Raw genomic sequence first — 26,453 nt, forward strand, 5'->3', positions numbered from 1 at the left:
GTTTGGCAATGCCATGGGGGGGCACAACGGTTTGGACAGCAAACAGCCGATTGCAGTGTTACGCCTTGACCCAACTGCCCTTGCCATCGGATTTGATTTCGAAATCAATGGGGTCACGGTTGGCGTTGCCTTTAGCGTTCTCAACGGTTTTTTCGTCCGACGGCAGGAAGTTGCGATCTAACCGGCTGCGGGCAGTGTTGACCTGAGAATTGTCGACGGCCTTTTCGTCCGGAGGCAGGAAGTTTTGATCCAGCCGACTACGGTTGGCGTGGGCCCTGTATTCATCGCCGATGTTCTTCCAGCCGCCCTTGCCATCGGACACTTCTGCATCGTCCCCAATCTGGTTTTCTTCCTTGGGGTTGTATCTGGCTTTGTCGTTGTCGATCCTGCTGTTGTCAACGGGTTGGTATGCAGGGATAGATGGGCTGTAACCATTGATTGAAGACACGATTGCACCTCTCTGATAGCTGGGATATTGACCCGCCAGGACGGCGTCCCGGCTCGGCGTTTCGCAGGCTACAGCGACGTGAGCAGTCGCTCAATGCGGCCCATTTCGGGTGAATGTAACCGAGTGAAACCGCTGTGGTCGCGGGTTTCCAAATAGTGAGAGTGGCGATAGGCGCAATCCGGCAAAGGGGCAGCAGAGTCAGGCTGGATGTAAGAAAGCGTCGTTGGTACTCAGGTTTTCATTTGTAGAAATACATTTGACGGCTCAGTGGTGTGCGCTTGTTTCACGATTGGAAACAGTTATGTAATGACCTTTCTTAGACAGTTCTCACCATTTCATGCCACGCCATCCCACCGTGATCCGACGGCGAAGGACGCACATAGGTGTAGCCCATGCGGGTGTACAACGGCACGTGCTGGTGCTTGCACATCAGGTGAATCGTCTGCTTGCCCATTGCTGTCATGCGCTGAACGAACACGGTCATCAGTTTTTTTGCATAGCCTTTGCCTTGATGTGCCGGGTCGACCACCACCGACATGATCACCACATTCGGCGCCTCGGCCACATGGCCTACCAATTCCTTGAATGCCTCATCCGACATCACCACATTGTGGGCACAGCCGGAATTGATGAAACCTACGACTTCGCCATCCTCCTCCAGGATCAAAAAGCCCTGGGGATACTGGGCGATGCGCGTGGTGATTTTTTCCAGAGTGGCGGCTTCGTCGCCTTCGTATGCGCTGGTTTCGATTTCAAAGCAGCGGCGGGCGTCGGTGGGCAGAGCATTGCGCAGGGTGAGGGTGGGCATGGGTGGTTCCAGGGCGTTGAGCGAAAGGCAACATCATAAAGAAACGTCGAGCTTATGGCACAGCAAGGCCATTTGCTTGGAGGGGAAGGTGTGAGGTTCGACTGAAATATCGGATGCAGAGCGCAGGCCTGACTGATGCGACTCAGTCCAATGTGGGAGGGGGCTTGCTCCCGATGAGGGAGTGTCAGTAAACGCATCTTGGACTGACCCACTGCCATCGGGAGCAAGCCCCCTCCCACATTCGGACGACCTAGAATTCCCCGGAATACTTTACTGCCGCCGCCGCCCGCGACGGCACATTCAAACTGCGCAATAATGACGACACATGAATGCGCACGGTAAACGGCGAAATATCCAGGGCTTTGGCGATTTCCTTGTTGGTCTTGCCCTGGGCTATCAGGCGCAGCACTTCCTGCTGGCGGGTGGTGAGGGTGTGGGTGTCCAGCGGCAGCAGGCCCGAAGGCGCGAACTTGACCAGCACTTCGCCGTTGCGGATCGCCAGCAACGCCTGGCCAATGTCGTCGGGGGTGATGTTCTTGCCGATAAAACCGTCGGCACCCAGGGCCATCACCTGTTCGATCAGCGCCGGGTCGTCGACCATCGACACCACGATCAACGTTGTGCGCCGCAGTTGCTGGCGCAGTTCGGCCAGTTGGCTGATGCAAGTCAGGCCGGGGAAGCGCAGGTCGAGGATCAGGGTGTCGACTTCGCTCGCCTCGCACAGCAGCGCATTCACTGTGGCCAGGTCGCCGGCCTCTTGCACCTGGGCGTCTGGCAGCAGGCGCCGCACGGTGCGTGCCATGCCTTCGCGAAACATCGGGTGGTCGTCGGCGATGATGATCCGGCCGGTCATGGCGAGCTCCTTCCTGGGGCAAGGTGGTGTCGAGGCATGCTACTTTACCAGCGGGCCAAGGGCCCTTTTCCAAAGATGATATGTCAAGGATATGACTATGAGTCCCGAGACCAACTCCGAACTCGATCAGGCTAACCTGCGCATCGTGGTGGCCACCATCGCCATTGTGTATATCAGCGTACTGGGTTTTTTGCCCGGGCAGTCGCTGGACACCTACCTGCCGGTGATCCTGTATATCTTCGGGTTCCTGCTGGCGTCCATCGTGTTGCGCCAGGTGATCGCACGCTGGCCCGGGCATTACCCGGCGCGGCGCATCTTCGGCATGATCCACGACTACACCGGCACGTCGTTCGGTCTGGTGGTCGGCGGTGAAGCAGCGTTGCCGCTGTACGCGGTGATGGTCTGGGTGAACCTGGGCAACGGGATGCGCTACGGGTCGCGCTACCTGGCGATTGCCACGGGGCTGGCGTTGCTGGCGCTGCTGATCGTGTACCAGCTTACGCCGCTGTGGCAGGCGCAACCGTTCATGGTGTTGATGCTGATGATCACCAGCACGGTGATCCCGGTGTACGCCCATATCCTTCTGGAGCGCACGCGCAAGGCTTCGGAACAAGCCATTGCCGCCAACCTGGAAAAATCCCGCTTTCTCGCCCAAGCCAGCCATGACCTGCGCCAGCCGATCCACTCCATTGGCCTGTTCACCGCCTGCCTGCGCGAAGCACGGTTGGGGGATGACGAGCGGCGGCTGGTGGACAATATCGATCGCTCGCTGCTCAACGTGTCGCAACTGTTCCGTTCGATCCTCGACCTCTACACCCTCGACAATGGTCGCCTGCTGCCCAAATACCAGGTGATCCACCTGGGCGACTTTCTTGCCGACCTGGTGCGCCAGAACGCCGAGGCCGCACGCTGGGCCGGCGTGGAGTTGCGCTTGCGCCCCTGCGCTCATTGGGCGCTGGTGGATCCGGGCATGTTGGCAACCATGGTGCAAAACCTGCTCTCCAATTGCTTCAAATACGGCGCGCAGCGGCCAGTGCTGATCGGCGTGCGTAGTCGCGAAAACGGCTTGGTCATAGAGGTGCATGATCAGGGGCGAGGGATTGCACGGGAGCATCTGTCAAAGGTCTTCGAAGAGTTCTATCGCGTGCGCCAACTGCGTGACAAGGATGTCGAAGGCGTGGGCCTCGGGCTGTCCATCGTCAAGCGCCTGGGGCAATTGATGGGGATGCAGGTGAGCCTGCGTTCGCGGTTGGGCCAGGGCACCTCGGTGAGCCTGCACGGCCTGGCCCTGGCCAACGCGCCGCGTCAACCGGCGCTGCGCGACGATGTGCGCCAGGCCGGCTTGCTCACCGGTCTGAAAGTGTGCCTGGTGGAGGATGATCACAACGTGCTGCTTGCCACCCAGGCGCTGCTGGAGCGATGGGGGTGCCAGGTGCAGGCTGAGTCGAGTGGGAAGGGGCTGGTCAGCGACTGCGATATCATCGTCGCCGACTACGACCTGGGTAATCACGCCACTGGCATCGAATGCATCGACCAGCTACGCCAGCAACGCGGTTGGGCGGTGCCGGCGTTGATCCTCACCGGTCACGACGTGGAGAGAATCCAGGCCGCGTTGCACGACCGTCAGATCGCCATCTTGTCCAAACCGGTGCGCCCTGCGGAACTGCGCGGCAGGTTGCGTGACCTCAGCCAGGAAAAAGTTACTGCATGAACGGTGTCAACCCGTTGCCACGCGCGCCTTTTGGCTGGCAGTAGGCGGCAGGTTTCATCAGGCCAAAACTGGCGATTGCAAATGCACCGCCGCTGGCCCCGCTTGGTACGGAGCAGTTGTATTCGCCGGACGCAGTGTTGGCTACATAGTAAGTGGTCATGGAATCGCTGCGCACATTGGAAATACGTTTTACCGGCTCGCCCAGGTTGGTTTCCGACAGCTTCTTGAGGTGATCTTCAGTGGGCTTGATATTGCTGCAACCGGCGACGCCGATGATCAAGGCGCCCAGCAGGGCAAGGCGAGTAACAGGGGAGTGGAGTTTCATGGTGCGTCTTCCTTGGGATTGTTTTGGTTTTTCCAGCGCGCAACAAACCCGCACGCAATGAATGCGCGGTGTTGAGGAAGCGTTGGAAGTGCCGAGGAATATAGCGTCGCAGGCGGGCAGGGTCGATTAGCACAAATGGGCTAATGGCAATTTGAAGTCATGGAAGGAACAGGCAGTGTTGGAGATAAAACGAGCTACGCCAGACGACGCCGACAGAGCGTTCGAGATTCGCCGTGACGCCATTCGCGGTCAGTGCATTGGCGCCTACAGCGCGGAGCAAATGGCGCTCTGGACCCGAGGTTGCGCAAGTGATGGCTACAGCGTGCTGATGGAAAAGCCGTTCTACCTGGGCTGGGTGGACGGTGAAGTTGTGGCTACCGGTATGCTCGATCCTGATCACCATGAAGTAGGTGCATTGTTCGTACGATCTGCGTTCACTGGGCGCGGCTATGGCAAGGCGATGCTTGCCCATGTGGAGGGTATTGCACGGCAGATGGAGATTGAACAGGTAGTGCTGGACGCCACCTTGAATGCGGTGAGTTTCTACCGCTCATGTGGTTATGTGGGGGATGAGCAGGCGGTGTATCGCTCACCCTCGGGGTTGGTGCTGGCGTGTGTGCCGATGGTGAAGCGGCTGCGGGTCATGCCGGCGTTTTGAATGCTGCGCGCAATCGCTCAATGACCTGAGCAACGCCGGGGCCCCGAATCGGTGGTGGGGTGAGGCTTTCGCCGAATTCGCGCCATACAAACAGGGTTAGCTCGGCCCCATCGGTCAGGCTTTTGGTGAGAGCTTGTGAGCCGAACCCCTGCAGGCTGCGATAACGTTCGTCGTGCCAGAACGCTTGTTCAACCCAGTCGTATACCGGGATAAAGTGAAAGTGCAGGGGAAACCCCGGCATATGGCCGTAGCGGCTGATGTACAACCATTTGGGTTGCAGTTTCGCTTGCATGACGCGTTGGACTTTTGCGAGCAAGCCCCCCAGTTCGGCCAGTGCGTCGTCGGGCATGTCGGCCAACGAGTCAACCGATGTCTTGGCGCCGAGCATCAGATATCCCGGTAGTTTTGACGCCTGGTGGTGGTTGAGCAGCCAATGCTCGGTCTGATGCAGGATGAAAGCGGGGGCGATCTGCATACGCACGCGTCCGTATGGGTTGGGGCGGCAGGATACCAAGTATTGCTCGGATAGGGTGTGGCCCCAAATCCATGGCGAGGGAGCTTGCTCCGATAAGTATCGATATCTACACAACTTCGTCGCAGCCGACCGTAACCACGATGCGAAGCGAGCCGCTCTTGATCTTGCTCTGCTTTTGATCTTAGGCGCCCCGTTAAACCACGCTGGCCGGAATTCGACAGGGATTTGGGGGGTAAACCGGCAGGGATGCCGGTTTAGCCGCCCCGCGCCATGGATGGCGCGTGGCGGCGGCCCCCCAAATCCCTGTCGGATTACGGGCACACCGAGCCTGAGCGAGGTGCCGAGTGGTGGGGCAAGAGCGTTTTGGTTACTTTTGCGCTTTTCAAAAGTGACCCGCTGTAAGAGCGGAACCATAAGTGGCCGTTACCGCAGCAATGGATATGTACTCGGTCTGATCCAGCATCCTGGTCGGCCCGGAGGCCGCCATCGGGAGCAAGCCCCCTCCCACAGGGCAATCAATGCATCTTGCTATGGTCCATCTTGCTATGGTCCATCTGGCTGTGATCCATGCCGTCCAGGCCCCGGGCATTGGCCGTCACCTCAACGGTCTGTTTTTCACCCTTGGCATCCTGCACCACAAGGGTCAGCGGCACCTGGTCGCCTTCCTTGATCTGGCCGGTCAGGCCCATCAGCATGACGTGATAGCCGTCGGGGTCGAGCTTGACGGCTTTACCCGCCGGCAGCGCCAGCGACTTCACCGGGCCCATGCGCATCACGTCGTCCTTCATGCTCATTTCATGGATCTGCACATCCTTGGCCACCGGCGAGGCCACGCTGAGCAGTTCGCTGTCGCTGTCGGCGGTGAGGGTCATGAAGGCACCGCTGGACGGCTGGCCCGGTACGGAGGCGCGCACCCAGGCGTCGGTCACTTGCACCTGGGCGCTGGCGTGGGCGGCGAGGCCGAGCAGGGTAAGGCCGAAGGCAAAGCGTTTGAGGTATTGAGCGGTAGTCATTAGCAGACCTCCATGACGGTGAGCAGGTCTTCTGCGCACTCTTGAGCGGTAAGGGATGCCTGCAAGCCAAGGCGCAGGTTGCCACGGGTGTCGAACACGAAGCTGGTGGCGGTGTGGGACAGGGTGTAGGTGTCGCCGGCGGGGATCTTTTCATAAAAGATCCCGAACTCCTTGGCGGCCACGGCGATTTCTTCCGGGGTGCCGTAGAGGGCTTCGAAGCTGGGGTCGAAAGCCTTGACGTACTTGTCGAGAATCTCGGGGGTGTCTCGTTCCGGGTCCAGGGTGATGAACACCACCTGCATGATCTTGCCGTCGCGGCCCATCAGCTTCTTGGCCTGGGCGGCGCGTGCCAGGGCTGTCGGGCAGACGGCCGGGCATTGGGTGAAGCCGAAGAACACTACGGGCATCAAGCCGCGGTACGAGCTCAGGGTGACGGTTTCGCCGTCGGTGTTCTTGAGCTTGAAGGTGCGGCCCATGATCTTGTCACTGAGGTCCTTGCCGTACTTGAAGTTCAGCTTGGGGGTGTAGTCACAGCCGCCCAGCAGGCTGCCCAGGCCCAACAGGCCCATGCCGGTCAGCACTTTGCGGCGGGTGAATAACGTACTCATCAACTATGCATCCTGTGAAACGCCTGCGAAGCAATGGAGCTGCCTCACCAGGCTTGGAAAAGGAGTAACGAGAAGGGTGCAGAGTCTATCAACCCTGGCCACTGCGCGTAATCTGCGACGTTCTGCCACAGGGGCGCACCGCACTTCATCCTTTTGCGGCTTCGGTGGTAGAGTCGCCGCCATGAAACTGCATCACTCTGACCGTTCGCTGATCGCCTGGGCCCTGTACTTCTGCGTGCTGATGAACCTGTTCGCCTGCGGTTTGGGGCACGGTCAGATGATGGGCCAGCAGCTCAACGGCATCGGTGGGCTGTTCTGTTCGGTAGAAGGTGGCCAACTGCCAATTTCCGACAAAGGGTTGGCTGACCCGAGTTCCAGCAACATCTCGAACTACTTTGCCTGCCCGGTCTGCAACGCCATTACCGTCGCTATCGTATTCCTGATCGGCCTGGCCTGGCTGCTTGGCCTCGGGCAAAACCCGCGCCCGGGCCATGAGCGGCGCAACAAGGCGCCGCCGCGTTATTCCTGGCCCTCGGCCAACCCCCGCGCTTCCCCCGCATTCTGACGTATGCCTTGGGCCTCCTGAGACCAGGGGGCATTCTGCCGTCACGATTATGGGTGCGATCCATGAATCAACTATTGCCTGCAGGCGCCAGCCGCCTGGTCAGCAAGGCGTCCCGTCGCCTGTGCGCGGAGCCCGCGCTGCCCGACTACCCGAGTAATGCCCGTTGCTTTGTGCACCTGGATGCACGCCTGTTGCCCCATTGGCACACCTTGTTCGATATCTGCCCGGCATTGCTCAAGCTTGACCCGCCGGAGGGGCTGAACCTGTTTCGCAGCTTTATGACCTGGGCCTATCGCCATCGGCCGCCGTTGGATTGGACCTACCATCTGAACGTCTGCCGCTGGCTGCTGGGCTCGATGTACCGTGCGCAAATAGATAACGAGCCGATAGAAACCTTCATGGCTGCCGCGGCGGCGTGCTGGGTGACGACCGATCAAAGCCAGGCCCAGGGCGTGGTTCTGGCCTGGCAAGACGCACGGATTGTTGATTGGAAGGGCAGGCCGCTGGCTGATATCGAACGCCAGGTGTTGCCTGCCCCGGCAGGGGATTTTGCCTGGTGCCCGTTGACCCGCCAGGCTGGCTTCAGCGGTTGGCAACCGGTGCCTTGAAGTGCTGGTCGAACTATGACGGGAGGCGACCTAAGAAACGCGAACTTTTTGTAGGATGAAACTGTTTTTTCATACTGCTGATGGGAGCGGTATTTTTTTACCCGCAAGAGTGCGATGTTCACGTTCGACGCCAAAAACACAAGAGGCTGCGATGAAGAAGATGTTCGAGACAACCCCTTTGCCCAGTGATCACTACGATGTTGTCAGTCGGGCACTGCACGGGTTGATGGCCCTGGTTTTCACCTGGATCTATTGCACGGCGGTGGCCCACTACCTGGCTTCCGACTCTACGGTGGACAAACTGCTGTGGCCCTATCACAAGCCCACAGGGTTGTTATTGCTGGTGCTGCTGATACTGCGGGCCAGCTGGAATCTGTTGCACCGGCACCATCGCCCCCCAAGCGTGAACCGCTGGTCATCGATCGGGCATGGCGCGCTCTATGCGCTGATGTTGCTGATCCCCGTGATCGGGCTGCTGCGCCAGTACGGCTCCGGTCGCGAATTTTCGGCGTTTGGCCTGACGATCATGGAGGGCCTGGAAGGCGAAAAGGTGCAGTGGATGATTGATCTGGGCCGCGACTTCCACAGCGAACTGGGGTGGACGATGCTGGTATTGATTGTCGGGCATATCGGCGCGGTGCTTGTGCATTCGCTGCGAGGCGAGCCTCAGGTATTGCGACGCATGTTTGGTCGTAGGGCTTGAAGCGCTGACGAGAGATTCGGAAGACCCGCACGCGTCACAGCGTGGTGCGCTGCCATGCGACCCTGGAGCGGATGACTAGGCTTTGTGAACCATTGGTTTTCAGGTTTATCCGCTTATGTCTTCCTTGCACCAAAACACCCCGTCACTGACGGTTTTCGACCCGCGAGGGTTAACCGTGCGTAGCGTGGCTTACCACCGCAACACGCTACAACAGCAACCTCTGGAGTATGTCACGCGCCAGGTATTCGGCGCCCGGGGCTTCCTGCAGCAACAATGGGACCCCAGGCTGTCTGACCTGCACGGCCTTGACGACGCTGTGCCGCCCAATCTGTCCAATCGCCATAGCCTCACCGGGCTAGCCCTGAGTACCGATAGCGTGGATGCCGGTAGCCAGGTCATGCTGCCTGGCAGCGCTGGTCAGGTCGTGCAGCAATGGGACAGCCGTGGCGCCCGGCAGCGGTTTGAATACGATCAGTTGCTACGCCCCGTGGCGGTGTTTGAGCGTGCTGCAGACGAAGCGGCAGAGCGCTGCGTGGAGCGCATGACCTACGCCGGCATGACGTCTCGGGAGGCGGCACGTAATCGCTGTGGCCGCTTGATCCGCCACGATGATCCAGCCGGTACGCTGTTCTTCGATCATTACAACGTACAGGGCAGCGTCACGGTGCAAACCCGGCGTTTGCGCGCACAATACACTGCGTCCGACTGGCCGCTGGCGGAGAGTGAACGCGACGCACACTTGCAGGCTGAGGCATTCACGACCACCTGGCGGTACGGCGCGCTGGGCCAGGTGCTGGAACAGGTCGATGCCCTCGGCAATCGTCAGCAATCGCGTTACGGCGTAGACGGCTTGTTGACCCACCGCGAAATAGTCTTCAAGAGCGGAGCGCGCAAGACCTTGGTGGATCAGCGCACCTTCAACGCCTCGGCGCAGGTGTTGGTCGAACGCACGGGCAATGGTGTCGTCAGCGTGGCCGAGTACGCCGATACCGATGGCCGTTTGATGCGCTTGAGCGCCCACCTCAAAAACACGCCGGGCAGGCTCCTGCAAGACCTTTCATACCGCTACGACCGGGTCGGCAACGTGCTGCGCATCCACGACGCGGCGCAGCCGACGCGGTGGGCGACTAACGTTCAGGTGGCGGCGGTCAGTACGTTCGAGTACGACAGCCTGTCACGATTGATCAAGGCCACTGGCCGGGAAAACTCCCGTAGCGCCGGCACATCCGCGCTGCCGGGCAGGGTCGTGTTCGGGGCCACGGACGACAATCTCTGGCGCAACTACACCCGACACTACGCCTACGACCCGGCCGGCAACCTGACGCAGATGCGCCATGTTCCTTCCTCCGGCAGCGGCTTTACCCAGCACATGCACGCAGGTGAACACAGTAACCACAGCGTGATCGAGCGGGAGGGGGCGACGGCGCCCTGCCTGGGCAATCGCTTTGATCAGGCCGGCAATCTCAAGGAACTGGCGCGTGGGCAGGCGCTGACCTGGAATGTGCGCAACCAATTGGTTCGTGTTGCGCAAGTGCTGCGTGACAGCGGCGAACATGACGATGAGGTCTATGTGTACGACGGCGCCGGCCAGCGGGTCAGCAAACGCCGAGTGGCACACACCGGCTCACAGACCCATACCCATGAAGTGCTGTATCTACCGGGCCTGGAGCTGCATCGCCAGGGCACCTCGGGTGAATGGCGCAATGTGCTGCTTGCTCAGGCCGGGCGCACTGCGGTCAGAGGGTTGCAATGGCAACAGGGGCGCCCCGAGGGCATGGTGGACGAGCAACTGCGCTTCAGCCTCTGCGATCACCTGGGCAGCAGTACTCTGGAGCTTGACGAAAAAGCGGCCTTGCTCAGCCAGGAAAGTTATTACCCGTTCGGCGCGACCGCCTGGTGGGCCGCGAAGAATGCGCTTGAAGCAAGCTATAAAACCCGGCGTTACTCGGGCAAGGAGCGCGACGCCAGCGGCTTGTATTACTACGGGTTCAGGTATTACGCACCCTGGTTGATGCGGTGGATAAGTGCAGACCCGGCGGGGGATGTGGATGGGTTGAACCTGTACGCCATGGTAGGGAACAACCCTGTCGGCTATGTGGATGACAATGGCTTGCAGCGCAATCCCCTGGTTGAAGTGGTCATCATCATTATCATGGCGGTGTTGGCTGGGTCATCCATGAGCTTGGACGCAAGCCAAGCCGCGCAGATAGCTGTCGCGGGATTCATGATGGCAGTTGTGGGCGCAACGTTGTGGGCTCGCCAGCAGGCAAGAGTTGACAGGAGCTGGGAAAACGAGCGCAGTGCAGTTTATCGAGAAATGGCCATGGAAAATGCCCGGGATATATTGCAAGGGGCCAACCCCACCGAGGAGGAGATCACTGCGTTTGCGGATTTTCTTCATCAGTTCCGAGTGAACAAATCCGACAGTGGGAGCTACGCCTACGGATTGATACCTGACGATTACGGTGGCATTTACGCCTACACCGGACCCGGTCATCGCAAGCACGCGGCTTTGAAAGCTGCCAAATCACACAAAAACCCGGATCGGGAGTTAAAAAGACTGGGATTTGAAGCGATGACGGTGCGCCCTCCGCAACATGAAAGGGTTGGCCCATTGCCGGCAGCCGGGCTGACAGCTACCGAAGTCCACCCGCTGACAAAGGCTGCAAGTGCGGGGCGACGAGGTTATGGCGAAGCGGGCGCCGTTTCAGCGCCCGAACCTGCGGCAGTTGCTCCTGCGCCGGGTCCACAGAACCCGGTCATCGATGTCGAAGACATCATGAATGAGTTGCGAGGAGCGCAAGGTGACATCGTCAGGGGCGTCCTGAACGATCTTATCGAGGGGCGAGTGGCCTTTTCTTCAGGGCACTCCGTTCGTGGAGTGCGTAACACCCGCAGTTTCGATTTGCCGTTGTATCGCGGGCATCGGGGTCGCGGCGCCTACCGGTTATTGATTGCGCATGTGAGCGGGCCTAACTATCGGGCAGTCGGTGTGAGAGATATTCATCGTCGCTGAGGCAAGCAGTACATCAGGCCCTGGAGCGCGGGCCCTTGAAGGCCCGGCTCTTTGGGTGGCAATCGTCAGTCAGGGGCGTGAGTGTCGTTTTCGTCTTCGCTGATGCTGTACCAGACACAATACGTTTGGCGACGCGTGTCGCCATTGGCGTTGAGGGTAAGTACCGGGCGTCCAAGTGCGTCGTGAACGTGTCGTTCGCTGGGGCGCGAGGCATTGAACGCCTTATCGTCGATGTACCCGGAACGGTCGGCGAAGTAAGGCCGCCAGGTCCGCGCCACGCCCCCCCGGTTGTCGTATTCGACGCGCCCACTGATGCGCCAGCGGCGAGTGGCTTCGACTTGATCGGCACCCTCGCTTAACGTTCCGGCGGGGTCGACCGCAAACGCGGGGCCTGATTGTGCCTGCTCCTGGGTTTGCCGCACGCGACCAAAACCATCACTGAAGGCGAGGGCGACGTGGATCTGCCGATCGGCCTCACCTGGCGTTCCCTGCCAGTGGTCGTCATGCAGCACCACGGCGTGCACCGGCACTCGACGGGCAGTCTTGATCAGGCTTAAAAGCGTTTGATGATGGGGCTGCCGGCTGGGCAGGTGGTTGATGCGCGCCAGCGCTGAGGCTCGAATGTGCCCGCTGGGTAGCAGGTAACCGCTGCTCACCCAGTGCGCCTGCACACTGGCAGCCGGGATGCGGCCCATCCAACTGAACACGTCATAAAAGCAGGCGCTCTGGGCATTGTGAAGGGCCGTGGCAGGATCGGCCAGCGCCTGCGTCGGGCCGCTGTCGAGGGCGCGGGTGACGGATTGCCAGTTGTCATAGCCGACAGGCTTGCCCTGTTCCTCACCCGCAAGGCCAGTGGCAATCAGATGTCCGCGGGCATCGTATTGCGCGTACTGCCGGGTGCGCTGTGCGTCGGTGACTGTCACCGGCAGGCCGATCCGGTAGTCGTAGTCGGCCTGGGTCGAGCAGCCGTCCGCTGACTGAACTTTGATCACGTGTAGCCAGTAGGCGTCGTATTCGGTCTGCGTCGCGGCGTGGCTCATGCTGGCCTGGTGGCGACGAGGCCGATAGAACCCATCAGGTTGCGCGTAACGAGTGTAGCCGCGGCCGACCGACCAAAGTGTCATTGCATCGTCCTGCCCTGCAATCGCCGAGAGAAACGCGGACATCGGGCGATAATGCTGTTCGGTCAAGGTGGCGGTGATCTGTGGGTCTTGATAGACGCTCAATGCCGGCGCATCGAGTTCGGCGACTTCGACGTAAGCGGGCAAAGCCTGGAAACTCGCGGTTCCGGGCGGTAACGGCGTGGTGTGCTCCGCCAGGCAATAGTGCTGCACCGACAGCCCGCCGAGTTGGCGCTGGTCACCCGGCCTCAAGGGGTTGGACGCGTCCTCGGCGACGAATTGTTCATAGCCGATCTGCCCGTGCGGCCATGCTTGCCTGGGTAGCGTCAGTACGTTGCTGCGCTGCTGGTAAGGCAGTTGCAGGCGCCAGCGTTGCGGTGCGTCCAGGTGAATGAAGCGGGCGAGGGTTTCGTTGAGGTAGTAAGCCTGTTGTGCCGGGTCGTGCGCTGCGCGCCACCACTGCTGCTCATGGGGTTGGCCGGACGGCGCGGCGTCAGTGGCGCTCTTGCGGCGGGCATAATCGACCACCACGCTGTGCACAAGGCTGGCGTAGGTGTCCCAGCGCAGATTCAACAGGTGCCGACAGCGCGGATCATCCTGCTGGCGCTCGTAGTGACAGGTGATCGACTCCAGCAGCAAAGGCAGCAGTGTCGCCGGTTCGCCAGCCTTTCGCGACGGGCTTATAAGGCGTACCAGATAACGTTGTTGCTGCACCGAGTAGGGCACGCCGTTCGGCGGTTTATCGGCGGCGGCGTAGACCTCCTCGCGCAACAGGCTACCGGCCAGCGCACGCCGCACTTGATGCCAGGTCGATGCCTGCGGGTTGGCAATCAGGGTGTCCAGAGTGCGCCCGGTCTCCAACTGGCCCAGCAGGGTCGGCCCCACCACAGGCGCATGTCGATCCCCTGCATAAAACCCCTCTCGCGAAAGCTCAAGTGTATTGAACCAGCGTTTGGTCAGTACTCCCGATGCGGTATTGGCGGACGGCGGCATATCGGTTTCCAGCACCAGGCCGAAGCCGATGAACCGGCGCTCAACGCTGTCGTGACAGGCTTCTCGGTAGCGAAAATACTGGGTCAGCCGATTGCCGCTGACCTGGTCTGTTTGCCGCTGAAGCCGAACCACCGGCACGGGGAAGGGCAGGCTGCTGACTGAGGCTTTCCCCGAGGACGGCCGCTGGTGTTTTTCGTCGAGCCATTCCTGGGCACTGCTGCGATAACTCAGTAGGGTGGCCGCTCCCATGTTGTTGAGGGTGGCCGTCAACAAATAAGGTTTTCGACGGACAAAGTCGAAGCGCCAATGCCGGGGTTTGATGTGCGGTACGCTCAGGATCAGGCTGGAACAGCCCAGGCCTTGAAGGTCGGCGAAACTGACCTGACACGTCGCGTCGTGGAGCACGCCGTCTGGCCAGGGCAACGTCACAGGCGGCATCAGCCCGCTGCCGGCGCGGTTCATGAGAATCAGCAGTTGTTCAGGCTGCAGGTAAATCAGGTCCACCGCGCCTGAACCGTCGAGGTCAGCCAGGCGGATATTGGCGGCGTCGAAGCTGGCGTAGTCGAACGGCAATGCCGCAAACACGAATCCCTTGCCGAAGCGTCCGCGGCCCAGGTTTGGCCAGCATCTGATTTCATTATGGCGAATACGCACCAAGTGCTGTTGACCGCTGCCTAACGGGTCGCAGAAGGCGACCAGCTCGGTCGATGTATGGCTGAGCGTGGGCAGACCCTCGTCGGCGTGCTCGTAGGGCACTTGGAGGCCGGCGCCATACCCCTCGCTCTGGTGATGGGCATACAAACGCACGCTGTGATTGCCGATCAACGCAAGGTCCAGGCGGCCGCTGCCCATCAGGTCAGCGAATTGCCCGTGGGGATGGAAAAACTCCTGGGGTATCGCCGCGAATGGCGTAAAACTTGACCATTGTCGCTGCGTATCGAGGGTGAAAAAACCGCTCATGCCCGGTTGGGCCACCACCCATTCGAGGTGTCCGTCGCCATTGAGGTCTGCCAGGGCCTGACGAGTGGCCTGGGCAGTGTCTGCGACGGGAATGCGTGGCAGTGCCTGCCATGGCCCATAGGTCACCGCATCGAGGCCGGACACACGCGCAGCCCTGAGCGGTTCGCGGTAATACCAACTTTTGTCGGTACGGTGCAGGATGCCCGGCAGACCGTCGTTGCACAGGTCCACCAGTTGATAGTGTTGCCCATCGTTGACACCCGCCATGCCGTCGAACGGCTGGTAGCGGGCGGGTTCCAGTGCCGGCTTGAAGGCGCTGTAGGCCAGCTCCAGGGGCGGCCAGGCGCTGGCCGTTCCCTGAGCGTCATAAGCCTGGTTGTGCAAGGCATTCAGGCAACTGCCTGCGGCGTGACGGTCGGTGTGTTCCAGCAGCAGTCGCCGGGTCAGCACCGGGTTGGCGCCCATGCTCGGCTCATCCGGAAAGTAATGAAACATCAGGACTTGCCGGCAAAGCCGCTGGGTGCCGAGTTCAAAACCGTAGGCGTAATTGCAGAACGGGTCGCTGCGCGAGAGCCACGGCTGTTGCTCGGCGTAGGTCGGCACCTGGCTCAGCTCGGTGTGGCGTTCGCCATAGTCGAGCAGCAGCTCGAAGTGCCATTGTTTCTCGGCGAGCACATCGGTATTCCAAAGCGTCAAGTGTTCGCGGTGTCGCAGGTTGCCGTAGCACACCCTGGCCAGGTAACGCTGCGCACGGTAATCCCTGGTGGTTGGAGCGCGCTGGTCTTCTGGCTTGTAGTGGTAATAAATCTGCTCTCCCAGGGGATTGAGGCTTTCCTGCAACAGCCATTGGGCCACATGGCGGCTGTCCTCCGGGTCTGCGCAGCGAGCGATCAGGGTTTTTCCGAACAGATGTACGCAGCCATCCGCACCCTGCACCAGCCAGAACCCGGCAGTATCACTTGAGGATGACCAATGTTCGATCCGATCGAACCTGCCCTCGACGATTGGCATATAGCGCACTACCCGATGCGCTTCACCCAGGGGCAGGCCGTTGTACTGGTCGCAAGCGGTGGCGTGAATCTCGCCATGGGCGTCACGCTCCGGGATCAGCTCGACACCTTGGGGGCTGACGAAACTGTCATCTTCGCCGTAGGCCGGGATACCCTTGCGTGTATCACGGCTGATCGCGCCCGCCGACAGTGTCCAGCCGAGTCCGAACGGGCCATTGCCTTGCGAGCTGCGATACCCGAGGCTCAACGCAGGGGCGAAACCGCGTCCGGGCGAAATCGGCAAAGGCACGTCCAGGCACGCCTCGCCCCGTGAGCCGACAGGCCCCCAACTGACGCCAGGGCCCTGGATGGCACCGCCGCCCTTGGGCAGGGCAGGGATTGCCGGCTGCAAAAAATCGGATGACTGCATGCTCATCGCAGGCCTCCGCTGTTCCTGGCGGTGTAACGCAGGTGCACGATGATATCGGTCAAGGATTTGAGCAGGGCCTCTTGCCGCTTATGATTGGGGAAGCTCAGTTGCCAGGTGGAAATGGCGCCGGTGTATTCGAACGGCAGATAACGTTCGTCACCGTCGAAGTTCAAGGTGAACAGGCCGCTGTCGTTGAGCCCGTTGGACAGGGCGATTTCCTGCCTGGCGCGCCAGTCTTTCTTTGCTGCAACCTCGGGTTTATCAGACGTGGGCGCAAGATGCGTGGTATTGCCGGTTTGGGTCAGGATGGCCTTGATGTCTTCGTAGGGCCCCAGGGTGGCAGGCAGGGAGACACTGACGCTTTTGATCCGCCGCAGGTAGTGGCCAGGGTAATCGTCGTCGAACAGCTTGCGGGTCAGTTCAAAGCTCAGCGTACCGTTAGTCAGGAGTTCGGCTTTAAGCGTTGCCCAGGGTTTATCGCCTGTGGCCGAAGCGTCTTGGTCGTGAAGCAGACCCAACGACACGGTTTTGGTGATCTCCAGCAAGCGTTCGTTCTGGGTGGTGTAGGCACTGCTCATGCTCAGCAAATTCTGTTTAAGGGCTTCGCCGGCGCTGAGGCCACGGTATTGGCGAACCCAGAGCCCGGTTTGAATGAAGTGTTTGTTCCACTCCGCGCGTTCCTCTTGCCAGCACGCCTCGGCGGCCAGGCACAGGGACAGGGTGGCGTCATACGCCTGGTAGTAGAACGTCGCAAGCTGGCCGTTGAGCCATTGATAGAGCTGGGCGTTGGTAAAGCGTTTACCCAGTAGGTCATACAAGGTTCGCGCCTGGGTGAACGCGGTTTGGGCCAGGCGCAATTGCAGGCGGGTATGTTGCTCTTGTTCGGTGTAAGCCAGCAGTTGTGCATCGACCTGGGCCAGTTCCAGGCGCGCCTGCTCCAGGGCATTACCCCATTCGGCGGCGCGGCGGGCGAACAGGTCGGAGCGGTCGAGGTGGGCGGCGTTGGCGCGCTGTTCGTTGGCCATGCCTTGGGACATGGCTTGCAGCGCGTGAAAGGCACCTTCGTAACGCACGCCGCCATTGGAGGTGCCGAAAATATTCGGTATCAGCATCGCCAGGCCCGCGCCGGCTTGAGCAACCGCGGCTGCCGTTTCCCAGTGTGCGCTGTCCTGATACGCTTGGGTGGCCTGGGCTTCTGCCGGGCTGATGCCGACCTTGAGTTGCTGCTCTATGAAGGCCACCCGGGCCTCGACGATGCGACGCCCGGCCAGCAGGGCATGCCTGTTTATGGTGTCGACCTGCACGGCCTGGGCTTGTTGCTCGACGGCTAACCTGGCCAGTTCCCAGGCCTGTTGTTGCTGGGATTCTACAAAGTGGGCCTGCTCCTTGCGCTCCCACAGTGACAGCAAGGTCGCTCCCAACTGGATCAGGTTATCCACGGCCTGCAAAGCGTGCCCCAGCACCACCTGGAAGCGATAGTGCCCGGCGTGCGCAGTGCGCAGGGTTGTCTGCACGCTGGCGCCGTCGGTGCCTTGTTGGTAGGCGGCCAGCAACGCCTGGGGTGTCAGCGTGGCGGCGTAGAGCGGCAGGCTCATGGGCTTGCCGGTCAGGTCAAGGTGATGGCGAAGGTTGTACAGGCGCGCCTCGACCTTGTCCCAGCGCATCAGCAGGTCCGGGCTCAGGGATCGGCACAACCGTGCTGTGCCGGCAGGCACCGGCGTCCTGCCAAGTGCCGAGGGACTTTGCAGTTTGTCCAGGGTCGTGGTCACCCAGGGATCAACAGTGTTGAGCGGTGGGCGCGGCCCCAGCAATCCTTTGGTGCGGATGTACCACAGCTTGGCCTCGGCCAGGCTGTCGCGGCTCATTTGCCGGTAGGCCGCGTCACCGCGATTAAGCAGAATATCGACATACAACAGGTACAGCGCCTGGCGAAAATGCACGGGGCTGCTTTTGGCCAGTCGATGAGCACAGAGCAAGGTCTGGCTGGGTGGTGGCGCAGTGTCGGCCAACAGCATCGGCTGACGCCAATGGGCAGACTGATGAGCAGGATCGAAAAGAAACCGTATCCAGACTTCGGCGTCGGCATATTGCTGTTCCAGGTTCAAACGGTGCGCCAACAACCAGGGCAGGTAAAGAAACAGCTCCCAGTAATACGCACCATGGGCACCCTGGAAGTCCAGCAGGCTGTAATTCTTTTCGCCCGCCAGCGGTGGCTCACGCCAGGCGTCCGTTGGCAAGGAGAACAGGTGATGTACGTCGGCTCCTGCAGTTTTTGTCAGCAGGCTCGCAACGCAGGTGTTGGTACGAATGGGCGCGCGTTTGTGCTTAGGCGTAACGCCGTACTCGATGGCGCTGCCGTCGAAATCGATGGCGCTGCTGTCGAAATCGATGGCGCTGCTGTCGAAATCGATGGCGCTGCTGTCGAAATCGATGGCGCTGCCGTCGAAATCGATGAACTCCGCCGTGCCATAAGGCGCCGATGTTAGACGACGAATGCGCGGGGCCAGCGGGATGACAGGAGGATTGCTATGGGTGCCGAGCCTGAATGTGGCAGTTTTCAGCGCATAGCCCAGAATGGTGGGCGAGGGATAGCGCACATCGCTTTCCAGTATCAACACGCCGTGGATAAGGGTCAATGAGGCCGGGGGAGGATTGCCGGTTTCCTCGCCATAAGGCCTCATCGTCTGCGGCGCGAACTCGATCGGCACGTCAAAAAAATGCTTTATGGACAGTTCCGTGAAGGCATCGCGCAGGTTGCGGCGCGAGTGTTCGGTCTGCCCGACCAGCACGGTATTGTTCCTGTTCAGGGTTTCCGGCAAAGCAGCATTGGCTTGTTTCATATACATCAGTACAGGTCTGTACAGACGTTGTTTTTGGTTGAGCGTGACAGTGCCGTGGAATAAGTCGTGCTTATGGTCCGGTGGCGAGCCGTGATCTTCATGGAATGTCAGCGAAACCAGGTAAGCAGAATCCGGTGCGTCGGAAAAATACTCGAAGGCTTCGCGTGAAATGTATGTTCCGTCCAGGTCCAGGGTGACGGAATCTGTGGGGGGGCTGGCATTTTCTTTCGGGGGCAGGGCAAGACTGAACGGTTGATTACTTTCATTGCGAATAAAGTCAGCCTGCTCGACTCCGGTTTTCTGGCATTTGAGGCTCAGCCCTATTTGCACGGAGGACAGTTCAATGAGCACGGCGCTCTTGAGATGGATCTGTGAGGTGGCGCTCAACTTCAGCGTTTCATTTGCCTGGGGCACGCCGTTTGTACTCAAGGTCAGGGTAAACGTGACCAGGTCGTTGTCGTAGTTGAAGATCAGGGTGTGATGCGGCTCGAAACCTTCTGCGAGCCTGGTCGTCACCTCCAGTATCGAGGTCGTGGTATTGAACTTGATATCGGTGCTCGTCAGCGCACGGATCTTGTTCTGATGGCCTTCATAATTCCAGCCGTTGACAGCGCCATGAGGCGCGTCAAGGGTTAAAGCTTCCACGTTTACCTGCGCGGTTTTCGTGGCCCTGAATTGAAACCTGGCATGGTTGTGGTGTGTAAACATGGCCAGGTAGCGCCCCGCCAGTTCCAGATGAGATTCATCGAGCCAAAGGCGCGTCTTGCGGGTGCTGCCGATGCTCTCAAGCCAATGGGTGTTGAAGTGTTCGTCCACACGAATGGCTTGGTAAAAATTTCGATGGGTTGCGTTGTTCTGCGCGGGTGCTGGAGTGTTCGGCTGGGCGAGGAGGCCCAGAAACAGCGACGGTGTGAGGGGGTTCGCGTCGACAACGGCAATCGTATGGGTGGCACTCATCAAGTCCTCTGAACTCAACTCGTCGAGCTCTTTGGCGATGTTGTATTCCTGGATGCACAATTGCGGCGTGCTCCAGCTGTCATCGAGCTTTTTGAACGAGAAGTACAGCCGGAACTGCAGGTAGGTACTCTGTATCCGGGTATCCAGGCGTTGCTGGTATTCCTTGTCGGATTCAACGTCGCCGCGTCCAAACGGGGTGATGTCTTTGGTGGAGGACATCGGATTGATACATTGGGCCCACACCAGGAAAAGACGGCCATTGAAGACCACTGGGCGGATCGTCTGTTCGGGAACATTGTCGTCGATGGACAGATGGATTTTTTTCCATCCCGACCAGACCGCTGGCTTGGGAGCGGTGCCCTCGGCTGGGCGCTCAGGCATAGCCAGCGTGCGCCAGTAATAGGTGTTTTCAGAGCTGGATTTGCCAATGAAGTAATAGGCGCTGCTGGCGAAGCTGTCCCTGTCGCCATCGATATAGCCATTGAGGGTTCTGATATTGGCGAGTTCTTCGAAGCGATTGAGGTAACCGTGAACAGCCTTCAAGAGCGATGCCGGCTCGGTACGGAACTGGTTCAACTCGTCTTCCAGTTGCCTGAAACTGTCGCTCTTGTCGTGGCGCAGGGTGGGGCTCAGGTAACTGGCCGGGTAGTGGCAAAGTTGCTGGTTGGCGCGCCACAGCGAGTAGGTCAGCAAGGTGTCTCGCCATTCGGTCTGCTGGGCATGGCTCATGCCTGTTTCTTCGTAGCCGCGTTCCAGGCCCAGGTAGATGGCGTTGATGTACTGCTGAAGGCTGGCAATCGCACTGGCGATGCGGGTGGTGGGCACCGCGTGGCTGACCTGGGGGTCGAGCAACCAATAGGCGTAGATATCGTCGACGTGCTTGAAGGTGTCGGCCAGTTGCAGTGTCTGCACGGTGGGATCTTCGGGCAGTACGGTGTTCATGTAGAACGCCAGCATCGCGTCGCGCAGCTGTTCGTTGAGGTGTTGGGTGATGGGGGCAGACATGGTCGTTCCTTGATCCGGTCGCAACAAAGCGGTGTTATGGGGCGGTAGTGATCAATGCCGAACCGACGTGTTTCCAGTCCTCATTCATCAATGTGGCGTGCAGATCGGTCGCCTTGAGCAGGGTTTTGGCACAGAGCCCGGTGAGTCTGACGGTTTGGTGGCAACGCAGGATCCAGTCCAGGTCGGCCAGGGTCTTTACCTGTTTGTTCGGGAGATGGTCGACCAGATGCTCGATCTCGCCGGCGTCCCACTTGAGCAGGGCGGCCAGTCGTGGGCTGGCCGAGGTGTCGACGTCTGCCGCAGAGGGTGTATTGGCGCGTTGCAGGTAATCGAGCACGCTGTGTTGGGCAAGCCCATAGGTGTCGAGGCAGTGGGCAAAGCGCTGCAGCAGGTACAGCGTGTTCAGTGTCAGCTTGAGCAGCGAGCCTTGCGTCTGCTCCTGGCTCAACCAGTGCGGGTGGAGCAAAAAGGTGTGCAGGGTCTGGCGGCTCACCCCCAGCTCCAATAACACTTCTGCGTCCGGCAACAACAGCAGCAGATGTTTGACCAGGTCAAGGGGCGATTGGGCGGTGGCCGCACGGGCAATCTGTCGGGCGGTGAGCTTGCGCGATTGCAGGTACAGTGCCGGATCGCCAGGCAAATGCGATGGGGCGCTGAACAGCGCATCGATTTTTTCCTTCAAGGGCTGCAGCTGCCGATAGAACTCGCCCAGCTTCTTGGTCACTGCGTGTTTGGCATCGGCGTGCAGGGTAGCGTTGCGGGTCGGGTCCAGGCTCAGGGTTCGAGCTTCAATGAGTTGCACAAGTGCCTTGGGCAGTTCGCTGGGGGCTGGCGGCTTGAGCTGGGGGTAGCTGTACAGCAGGCCCTGGACGATGAGGGCATGCCAGGGAATGGGCGCGGCGCTGGTGTCTGGTTCGGGCTGGGGCAGCGTAAGGTCAGCGATGTCTTCTTGCACCAGCAGTCCCTGTCGGGTCAATTGCACCAGGTCATCAAGCTGGGTGAGATACGCCTGGATCTGGGCCGGCTGTGCGCCCGCCTCCAGGACTAAACGGCGGCGAAGCTGATCAACCGATTGGCGCGTGTCCTTGAGCCAACCGACCAGCCAATCCATTTGCATCAGCACATCGAGCATGTCTGGCGGTGCGTTGACGCCGGAACTGCGTAGTGAGGGGTTGACCAGTTGGGCTGTGTAATCCGTACCGCCGAGCAGTGCCGCCACGTGATGACTGTCAAGCACCGACAGCCCGAACAACCGTGCGATCCGAGCCTGGCGGTACAGGGCGCTATAGAACGTCAGCGTCGGGCAAGGCGAAGGTAGGTATTGACGCGCCTGTCCGATCAGCCAATGCAAGGCGTCGGGGGTGTCCCCAAGGTTCAGACCGGCACACAGCCGATGTCGCAGGTTGTCCGGCAACGCTTCATGCAGCGCCAGATTTGGCACATCCACCCGCAGTGTCTCGCCGGGCATTGAAGCGTGGTTGAACACCTGGTCATACAGCGACAGGCGATTGCCTGACGCCCGCACAGGAAGCTCATCCAGCATCGCCGCAAACTCTTCAAGTGGCAGGCCATGACGCCGCTCCAGGTAGCGGTAGACACCCAGCGCCCGCAGGGTATTGTCGTTGCAGGGCTGATGCGGATCAGCATTCTGCTCACGTCGCACAACGCTGATCAACAGCGCGTCCAGATCCTCAAACGGCAGTTGCGTCCAGCGTTGCAGGCGAATCATTCGGTGCAGGCGCTGGTAGCGGTTCCACGAGGTTTTTTGCAGTTTTTCGGGCTCTATCGAGAGCGGTTGCTGCGTCTCGGCATTCCTGGTTATTGGGCCGTTCACGTAGGCTGCCCGTTCATGTATCTGCAGCTCGGCAGTCGGCCTTGGCAGTGCGGCGGCAGATACATTGCCCGAGAGCACCGGCAGGTACCTGCCACATGCCAGTAATGCCTGGGTCTGGTCGTGAGTCAGAGCGGTTTGGTGCAGCCAATGGGGCGTTTTCTTGAGAGACTCCTCCTGGAGGCCATAGTGCTGCGCGAAAAATTCAGTGGCGTGCACATTCTCCGAGTTTTCCAGAAACGGTTCCGTCAACAAGTTTTGCTGTGCAGGGCTCAAGCCGCACAGCAATCGCTGTGCTTCATAGGCCGCGTGCCTGACGACGCCGTAGGCGTTCTGAGCGCGTTGGGTAATGGGCAGCTTCAGACTGATGCGATAGCTGAGTTCACCCAGTTGCGGCTTGCCTGCGGACAAGCTGAGCCAGCATTGCCGATGGGCTCGTTCAAACGGCAGTGCGAACGGAAAGCGTTGAAGACCAAGTACCGTATCCAGCGAGCGTCCACGGTTTTCACCGGTGGTCTTTCTAAGGTATGTGTCGATCTGATGAGTGAGGGTTTCATTAATGATCGACAATTGGGGGATCACAGCCGTCAGGCTGTGTTCGTTGATGGGCAATGCCTTGAGCTCAGGTCGCCGCTGGTCCAGGGTGACTTTGCCGGCTTGGCCTTTTCCGCTTTCCTCAAGCGCCTGGGCAAATAAATACAGCGCCTTTAGATAGGCTGCCGGTGAATCGACGGCAGCCATGGAGGAAGCCGAGCAAAGCAGCTCCCAGTCTTCCTTGAAGAGCCTGGTGTAGGTGGGTGAATGCGTGTCCATTTTGGTGAATCTCCTGAAAGCCCAGTGCCAATGCCATGGGCAATGGCACGCTAGCATGGGCGTCCAGGCCGGCTCGGTCGGCCGGGTCGCCGAGTAGGCGAGGAGAAATCACCGGTGAAGCTCGATAGCGCGACAGACCCCGTGGGGCCGTCGCTTGAGCTTTCATTGCGGGTCTATCAGGCCGCGAGGGGTTTGTTGGTCGAGGCCTTTTTGCAGGCCGCTTTCATCGCCTCCATTTCGGCCCCCAGCTCTTCAAGTATTGCCTTGCCCAGCAGTTTTTTCGCCTGGGGAAACATCTCCGATTCTTCCTCTTCGATGTGGTGCTCAAGCAGTTCCTTGACCACTTTCACACGGCCTGAAAATTCGGTGGAGGAGGGCTCGGTCTGCTTCAGGTCGGGCAGCACCAGCGAGTCGACAGTGCGGTGCTCTTCCTTGGCCTCGTGGTACATGATGTCTTGTTCCTTGCCACCGGCTTTCCTAAAAGCGGGATAAAGGATTTCTTCTTCGAGCTTGGTGTGCAGGGTGATTTCCATCTCGAGCTTGGCTAGCAACTCGGTGCGCTTTTTAACCCCGCGCTCGGTGGACTCGCTTAGTTGGGTGAGCAGGGTCCTGACGCGTTCATGGTCGGCTTTGAGCAGGTCGATGGCATTCATGTGCAACCTCACGGGTAGTTGTCGGGCATGTCGAAACGCACGCCTCGTAGTGAGGGAATTGCATCAGCCGTACCAACTTTCATCGGGGCTAAATAACTATTTAAATCAAATGGATAGATATTTATAGGGGCGGGTTCGTCGTGCAGCTTGCATGGTCTGGCCCTTTCGAGATTGCACAACGCACTTCTGCCGGTCACGTGCCGGGCTCGTGTGAGCGTTGCTGGAAATTCTAATGGAACCCTTGAGCGATCTGCTTGACCTAACCTTTAGACTTCAGGAGGTGAATCATGCAAATAGAATATATCTGGATCATATTGGCAGTGATTCTGCTGCTCTTGGAACTGTGGGCGATCAATATCGTCTTGCGCAGTACCGGTGGCTGGGAGACCAAGGGACTGTGGGTGGTGGTACTGGTTTTCGTGCCGCTGTTGGGGTTGATCGCATGGGCGATGTTCGGCCCCAAGCGCGAGATGGCCGAGCATCGCAAGAGCTGAGTCGGTGAGCCATATAAAAACAGGCGCCCCATGGGCGCCTGTTGTCATTCGTTAGCCATGATCAGCCGGCCACAGCTCTGGCAATCGCTTCATTGAACGCCGGCAAGTCGTCCGGCGTGCGCGAGGTGATCAAGGTCCAGCCATTGGCTTTGCATTCCTTGACCTCGGCATCCACCACGCCCGCAGCGCCAGCGTTTTCCAGGTCGATGCGCACGCTTTTATACGAGGTCAGGGTTTTGCCCTTGACCACGCCGGCGTCGATCAGCGCCCACGGGCCGTGGCAGATCGCTGCGATGGTCTTGCCGGCCTGAGCGAACTCGTTGATCAAGCGCAGCGCCGCAGCATCCTGACGCAAAATGTCGGCATTCACCGTCCCGCCCGGGATGACCAATGCATCGAAGTTGCTGCCGACCACATCAGACAATTGCACATCGGACTCAACTGCCCCGTCCTTTTCTGTATCGCCGACAAAGGTCTGGGTGGCGCCGCCCTTGCTGGAGGCGTGCGTCACCGTCGCGCCATAGCCACGCAGGGTTTCCAGGGGTTTGAGCAGCTCGTCGCGCTCGATCCCGGTGTTGGACGTGATGACGAGGATTTTCTTACCCGTGAGTTGCGAACTCATACTCAGATGCCTCCGGTGTCAGGTTGATTATTTGGCGTATTTGCTTTGCAGTTCCTTGGCCATTTTCAAGTGAGCTTCAAGGGTAGGCAGCGTCTTGGTGGCGAACGCCTTCAGCTCGGCATTGTCCGAAGAGGCCGCTTCTTTCTTGAACAGTTCGACGGTTTTTTCATGGGCGGCCACCTGGTTGTTGGCATAGGCCTTGTCGAACGATTCGTCGCGCATTTCCAGAATCGCTTTCTTCGCCTTGTCGGTCAGGGCGGCGTCATCCGGAACCTCGATATCGAGGTTTTTTGCCAATGCAATCAGCTCGTCATTGGCTTTGGTATGGTCGGTCACCATATGTTGCGCAAAGGTTTTTACGTCTGCCGAGCTGCTTTTTTCCAGCGCCAGCTTGCCGGCTTCCACCTCGGTAATACCGCCCTCGGCGGCGTTGTCGACAAAGTCGTTGGACGTGGCCGCCATAGCGGTAGAAATCGAGCCGGCAACCAGTGCGAACGTCAGGCCCATTTGTTTCATCAGTCGAGTTGTCATGGTGTCTCTCCTCAGAAATGGCGTGATGCCGTACCCAAGTGTTGAGCGGGGAGGCGAGCAAAAGGTTTAATTTTTTTTGCGCGTGTTTGCCCAACGGTCAGGCGTGGCAATTTCCTTGAACCAATTCAAATTCAGCGTGTTCTGCTGCACAAGGCCGCCACTGTTTGGACGGCCGTTATTGCCAGGAGATTGCACTGTGAACGAACACAAGAACGCCGATAAAACCCCCGACCCCGTCAGCTCTGAAGACGCGCAGAAGGGTAAGGCTGAAGGTATGAAAGGGCAGACGCTGGAGCGTGCGAACCCGAAGACCGAAACCATCGACAAAGTGCTGACACCCACCTCGATCAAGGACATTCAACGCCAGACGGATGCGATCAACGAGAAGCTCGACAAGGGACATTGAGCATGGCTCGCTCCATC

At 59.7% G+C, this 26,453-nt stretch carries 21 protein-coding genes; 8 read left to right on the forward strand and 13 right to left on the reverse strand.

Annotated features, from left to right (window positions below; genetic code table 11):
- Positions 1-58 precede the first annotated feature (58 nt).
- The 3 genes from QMK52_RS19295 to QMK52_RS19305 form a co-directional block, all read right to left on the reverse strand.
- A complete protein-coding gene (locus QMK52_RS19295; protein WP_320403264.1) occupies positions 59-448 on the reverse strand; it encodes a hypothetical protein in 390 nt (129 codons plus the stop codon).
- Between the two features lie 316 nt (positions 449-764).
- Entirely contained in the window at positions 765-1,256 is a 492-nt protein-coding gene (locus QMK52_RS19300) for a GNAT family N-acetyltransferase (RefSeq protein ID WP_005788918.1), read from the reverse strand.
- Between the two features lie 250 nt (positions 1,257-1,506).
- Positions 1,507-2,109, reverse strand: coding sequence for a response regulator transcription factor (locus QMK52_RS19305; protein WP_320403265.1), 603 nt, complete (start codon positions 2,107-2,109; stop codon positions 1,507-1,509).
- A gap of 97 nt (positions 2,110-2,206) precedes the next feature.
- Between QMK52_RS19305 and QMK52_RS19310 the strand changes: the two genes are divergently transcribed.
- Positions 2,207-3,820 carry a hybrid sensor histidine kinase/response regulator gene (locus tag QMK52_RS19310; RefSeq protein WP_005788915.1) on the forward strand — a complete coding sequence of 538 codons (1,614 nt, stop codon included), beginning with the start codon at positions 2,207-2,209 and terminating at the stop codon, positions 3,818-3,820.
- Here the strand turns inward: QMK52_RS19310 and QMK52_RS19315 are convergent.
- The gene (locus tag QMK52_RS19315; RefSeq protein ID WP_032880773.1) at positions 3,810-4,145 is read right to left on the reverse strand and encodes a hypothetical protein; all 336 of its coding nucleotides are present in this window, start codon (positions 4,143-4,145) and stop codon (positions 3,810-3,812) included. The two genes, QMK52_RS19310 and QMK52_RS19315, sit on opposite strands and share 11 nt — an antisense overlap.
- A gap of 175 nt (positions 4,146-4,320) precedes the next feature.
- Between QMK52_RS19315 and QMK52_RS19320 the strand changes: the two genes are divergently transcribed.
- Entirely contained in the window at positions 4,321-4,803 is a 483-nt protein-coding gene (locus QMK52_RS19320) for a GNAT family N-acetyltransferase (RefSeq protein ID WP_194438497.1), read from the forward strand.
- On the opposite strand, the gene QMK52_RS19325 is transcribed toward QMK52_RS19320, so the two are convergent.
- From QMK52_RS19325 to QMK52_RS19335, 3 genes are all read right to left on the reverse strand, one after another.
- A complete protein-coding gene (locus tag QMK52_RS19325; RefSeq protein ID WP_005788910.1) occupies positions 4,787-5,278 on the reverse strand; it encodes an HIT family protein in 492 nt (163 codons plus the stop codon). The genes QMK52_RS19320 and QMK52_RS19325 overlap by 17 nt on opposite strands.
- Positions 5,279-5,793: 515 nt before the next feature.
- On the reverse strand, positions 5,794-6,291 hold the full coding sequence (locus tag QMK52_RS19330) for a copper chaperone PCu(A)C (protein WP_194438496.1): 498 nt from the start codon (positions 6,289-6,291) through the stop codon (positions 5,794-5,796).
- Positions 6,291-6,899 (reverse strand): SCO family protein, encoded by a 609-nt coding sequence (locus QMK52_RS19335; RefSeq protein WP_005788906.1) that lies wholly within the window; start codon positions 6,897-6,899, stop codon positions 6,291-6,293. Before QMK52_RS19335 ends, QMK52_RS19330 begins: the two co-directional genes overlap by 1 nt.
- Before the next feature lie 181 nt (positions 6,900-7,080).
- Here QMK52_RS19335 and QMK52_RS19340 point away from each other — a divergent pair, with 181 nt between their 5' ends.
- The 4 genes from QMK52_RS19340 to QMK52_RS19355 all read left to right on the forward strand — a co-directional run bounded on the left by QMK52_RS19340 (position 7,081) and on the right by QMK52_RS19355 (position 11,791).
- On the forward strand, positions 7,081-7,464 hold the full coding sequence (locus tag QMK52_RS19340) for a DUF2946 domain-containing protein (RefSeq protein WP_122732823.1): 384 nt from the start codon (positions 7,081-7,083) through the stop codon (positions 7,462-7,464).
- Positions 7,465-7,526: 62 nt separating this feature from the next.
- Complete coding sequence (locus QMK52_RS19345; protein WP_005788901.1) at positions 7,527-8,072, forward strand: putative natural product biosynthesis protein; 546 nt, start codon at positions 7,527-7,529, stop codon at positions 8,070-8,072.
- Between the two features lie 151 nt (positions 8,073-8,223).
- The gene (locus tag QMK52_RS19350; protein WP_005788899.1) at positions 8,224-8,775 is read left to right on the forward strand and encodes a cytochrome b; all 552 of its coding nucleotides are present in this window, start codon (positions 8,224-8,226) and stop codon (positions 8,773-8,775) included.
- 115 nt (positions 8,776-8,890) lie between these two features.
- A complete protein-coding gene (locus QMK52_RS19355; protein WP_320403266.1) occupies positions 8,891-11,791 on the forward strand; it encodes an RHS repeat-associated core domain-containing protein in 2,901 nt (966 codons plus the stop codon).
- A gap of 65 nt (positions 11,792-11,856) precedes the next feature.
- Here QMK52_RS19355 and QMK52_RS19360 read toward each other — a convergent pair whose 3' ends face one another.
- The 4 genes from QMK52_RS19360 to QMK52_RS19375 all read right to left on the reverse strand — a co-directional run bounded on the left by QMK52_RS19360 (position 11,857) and on the right by QMK52_RS19375 (position 24,383).
- Positions 11,857-16,290 carry a SpvB/TcaC N-terminal domain-containing protein gene (locus tag QMK52_RS19360; RefSeq protein WP_005788895.1) on the reverse strand — a complete coding sequence of 1,478 codons (4,434 nt, stop codon included), beginning with the start codon at positions 16,288-16,290 and terminating at the stop codon, positions 11,857-11,859.
- On the reverse strand, positions 16,287-21,086 hold the full coding sequence (locus QMK52_RS19365) for a neuraminidase-like domain-containing protein (RefSeq protein WP_320403267.1): 4,800 nt from the start codon (positions 21,084-21,086) through the stop codon (positions 16,287-16,289). Before QMK52_RS19365 ends, QMK52_RS19360 begins: the two co-directional genes overlap by 4 nt.
- 34 nt (positions 21,087-21,120) lie before the next feature.
- Positions 21,121-23,730 carry a Tc toxin subunit A gene (locus tag QMK52_RS19370; RefSeq protein WP_320403268.1) on the reverse strand — a complete coding sequence of 870 codons (2,610 nt, stop codon included), beginning with the start codon at positions 23,728-23,730 and terminating at the stop codon, positions 21,121-21,123.
- A 176-nt stretch (positions 23,731-23,906) separates the two neighbouring features.
- Positions 23,907-24,383, reverse strand: a complete 477-nt coding sequence (locus QMK52_RS19375; RefSeq protein WP_194438491.1) for a hemerythrin domain-containing protein — start codon at positions 24,381-24,383, stop codon at positions 23,907-23,909.
- A 287-nt stretch (positions 24,384-24,670) separates the two neighbouring features.
- On the opposite strand from QMK52_RS19375, the gene QMK52_RS19380 reads away from it, so the two are divergent.
- Complete coding sequence (locus QMK52_RS19380; protein ID WP_005788888.1) at positions 24,671-24,877, forward strand: hypothetical protein; 207 nt, start codon at positions 24,671-24,673, stop codon at positions 24,875-24,877.
- A 61-nt stretch (positions 24,878-24,938) separates the two neighbouring features.
- Here the strand turns inward: QMK52_RS19380 and QMK52_RS19385 are convergent, their stop codons facing one another.
- Together QMK52_RS19385 and QMK52_RS19390 are read right to left on the reverse strand one after the other, a co-directional pair.
- Complete coding sequence (locus tag QMK52_RS19385; protein WP_320403269.1) at positions 24,939-25,499, reverse strand: type 1 glutamine amidotransferase domain-containing protein; 561 nt, start codon at positions 25,497-25,499, stop codon at positions 24,939-24,941.
- A gap of 27 nt (positions 25,500-25,526) precedes the next feature.
- The gene (locus QMK52_RS19390) at positions 25,527-26,030 is read right to left on the reverse strand and encodes a DUF4142 domain-containing protein (protein ID WP_320403270.1); all 504 of its coding nucleotides are present in this window, start codon (positions 26,028-26,030) and stop codon (positions 25,527-25,529) included.
- Between the two features lie 196 nt (positions 26,031-26,226).
- Between QMK52_RS19390 and QMK52_RS19395 the strand changes: the two genes are divergently transcribed.
- Positions 26,227-26,436, forward strand: a complete 210-nt coding sequence (locus tag QMK52_RS19395) for a hypothetical protein (RefSeq protein WP_005788881.1) — start codon at positions 26,227-26,229, stop codon at positions 26,434-26,436.
- The last annotated feature ends 17 nt before the right edge of the window (positions 26,437-26,453 follow it).

The organism is Pseudomonas sp. P9_2, from assembly GCF_034008255.1.
Lineage (GTDB): Bacteria > Pseudomonadota > Gammaproteobacteria > Pseudomonadales > Pseudomonadaceae > Aquipseudomonas > Aquipseudomonas synxantha_A.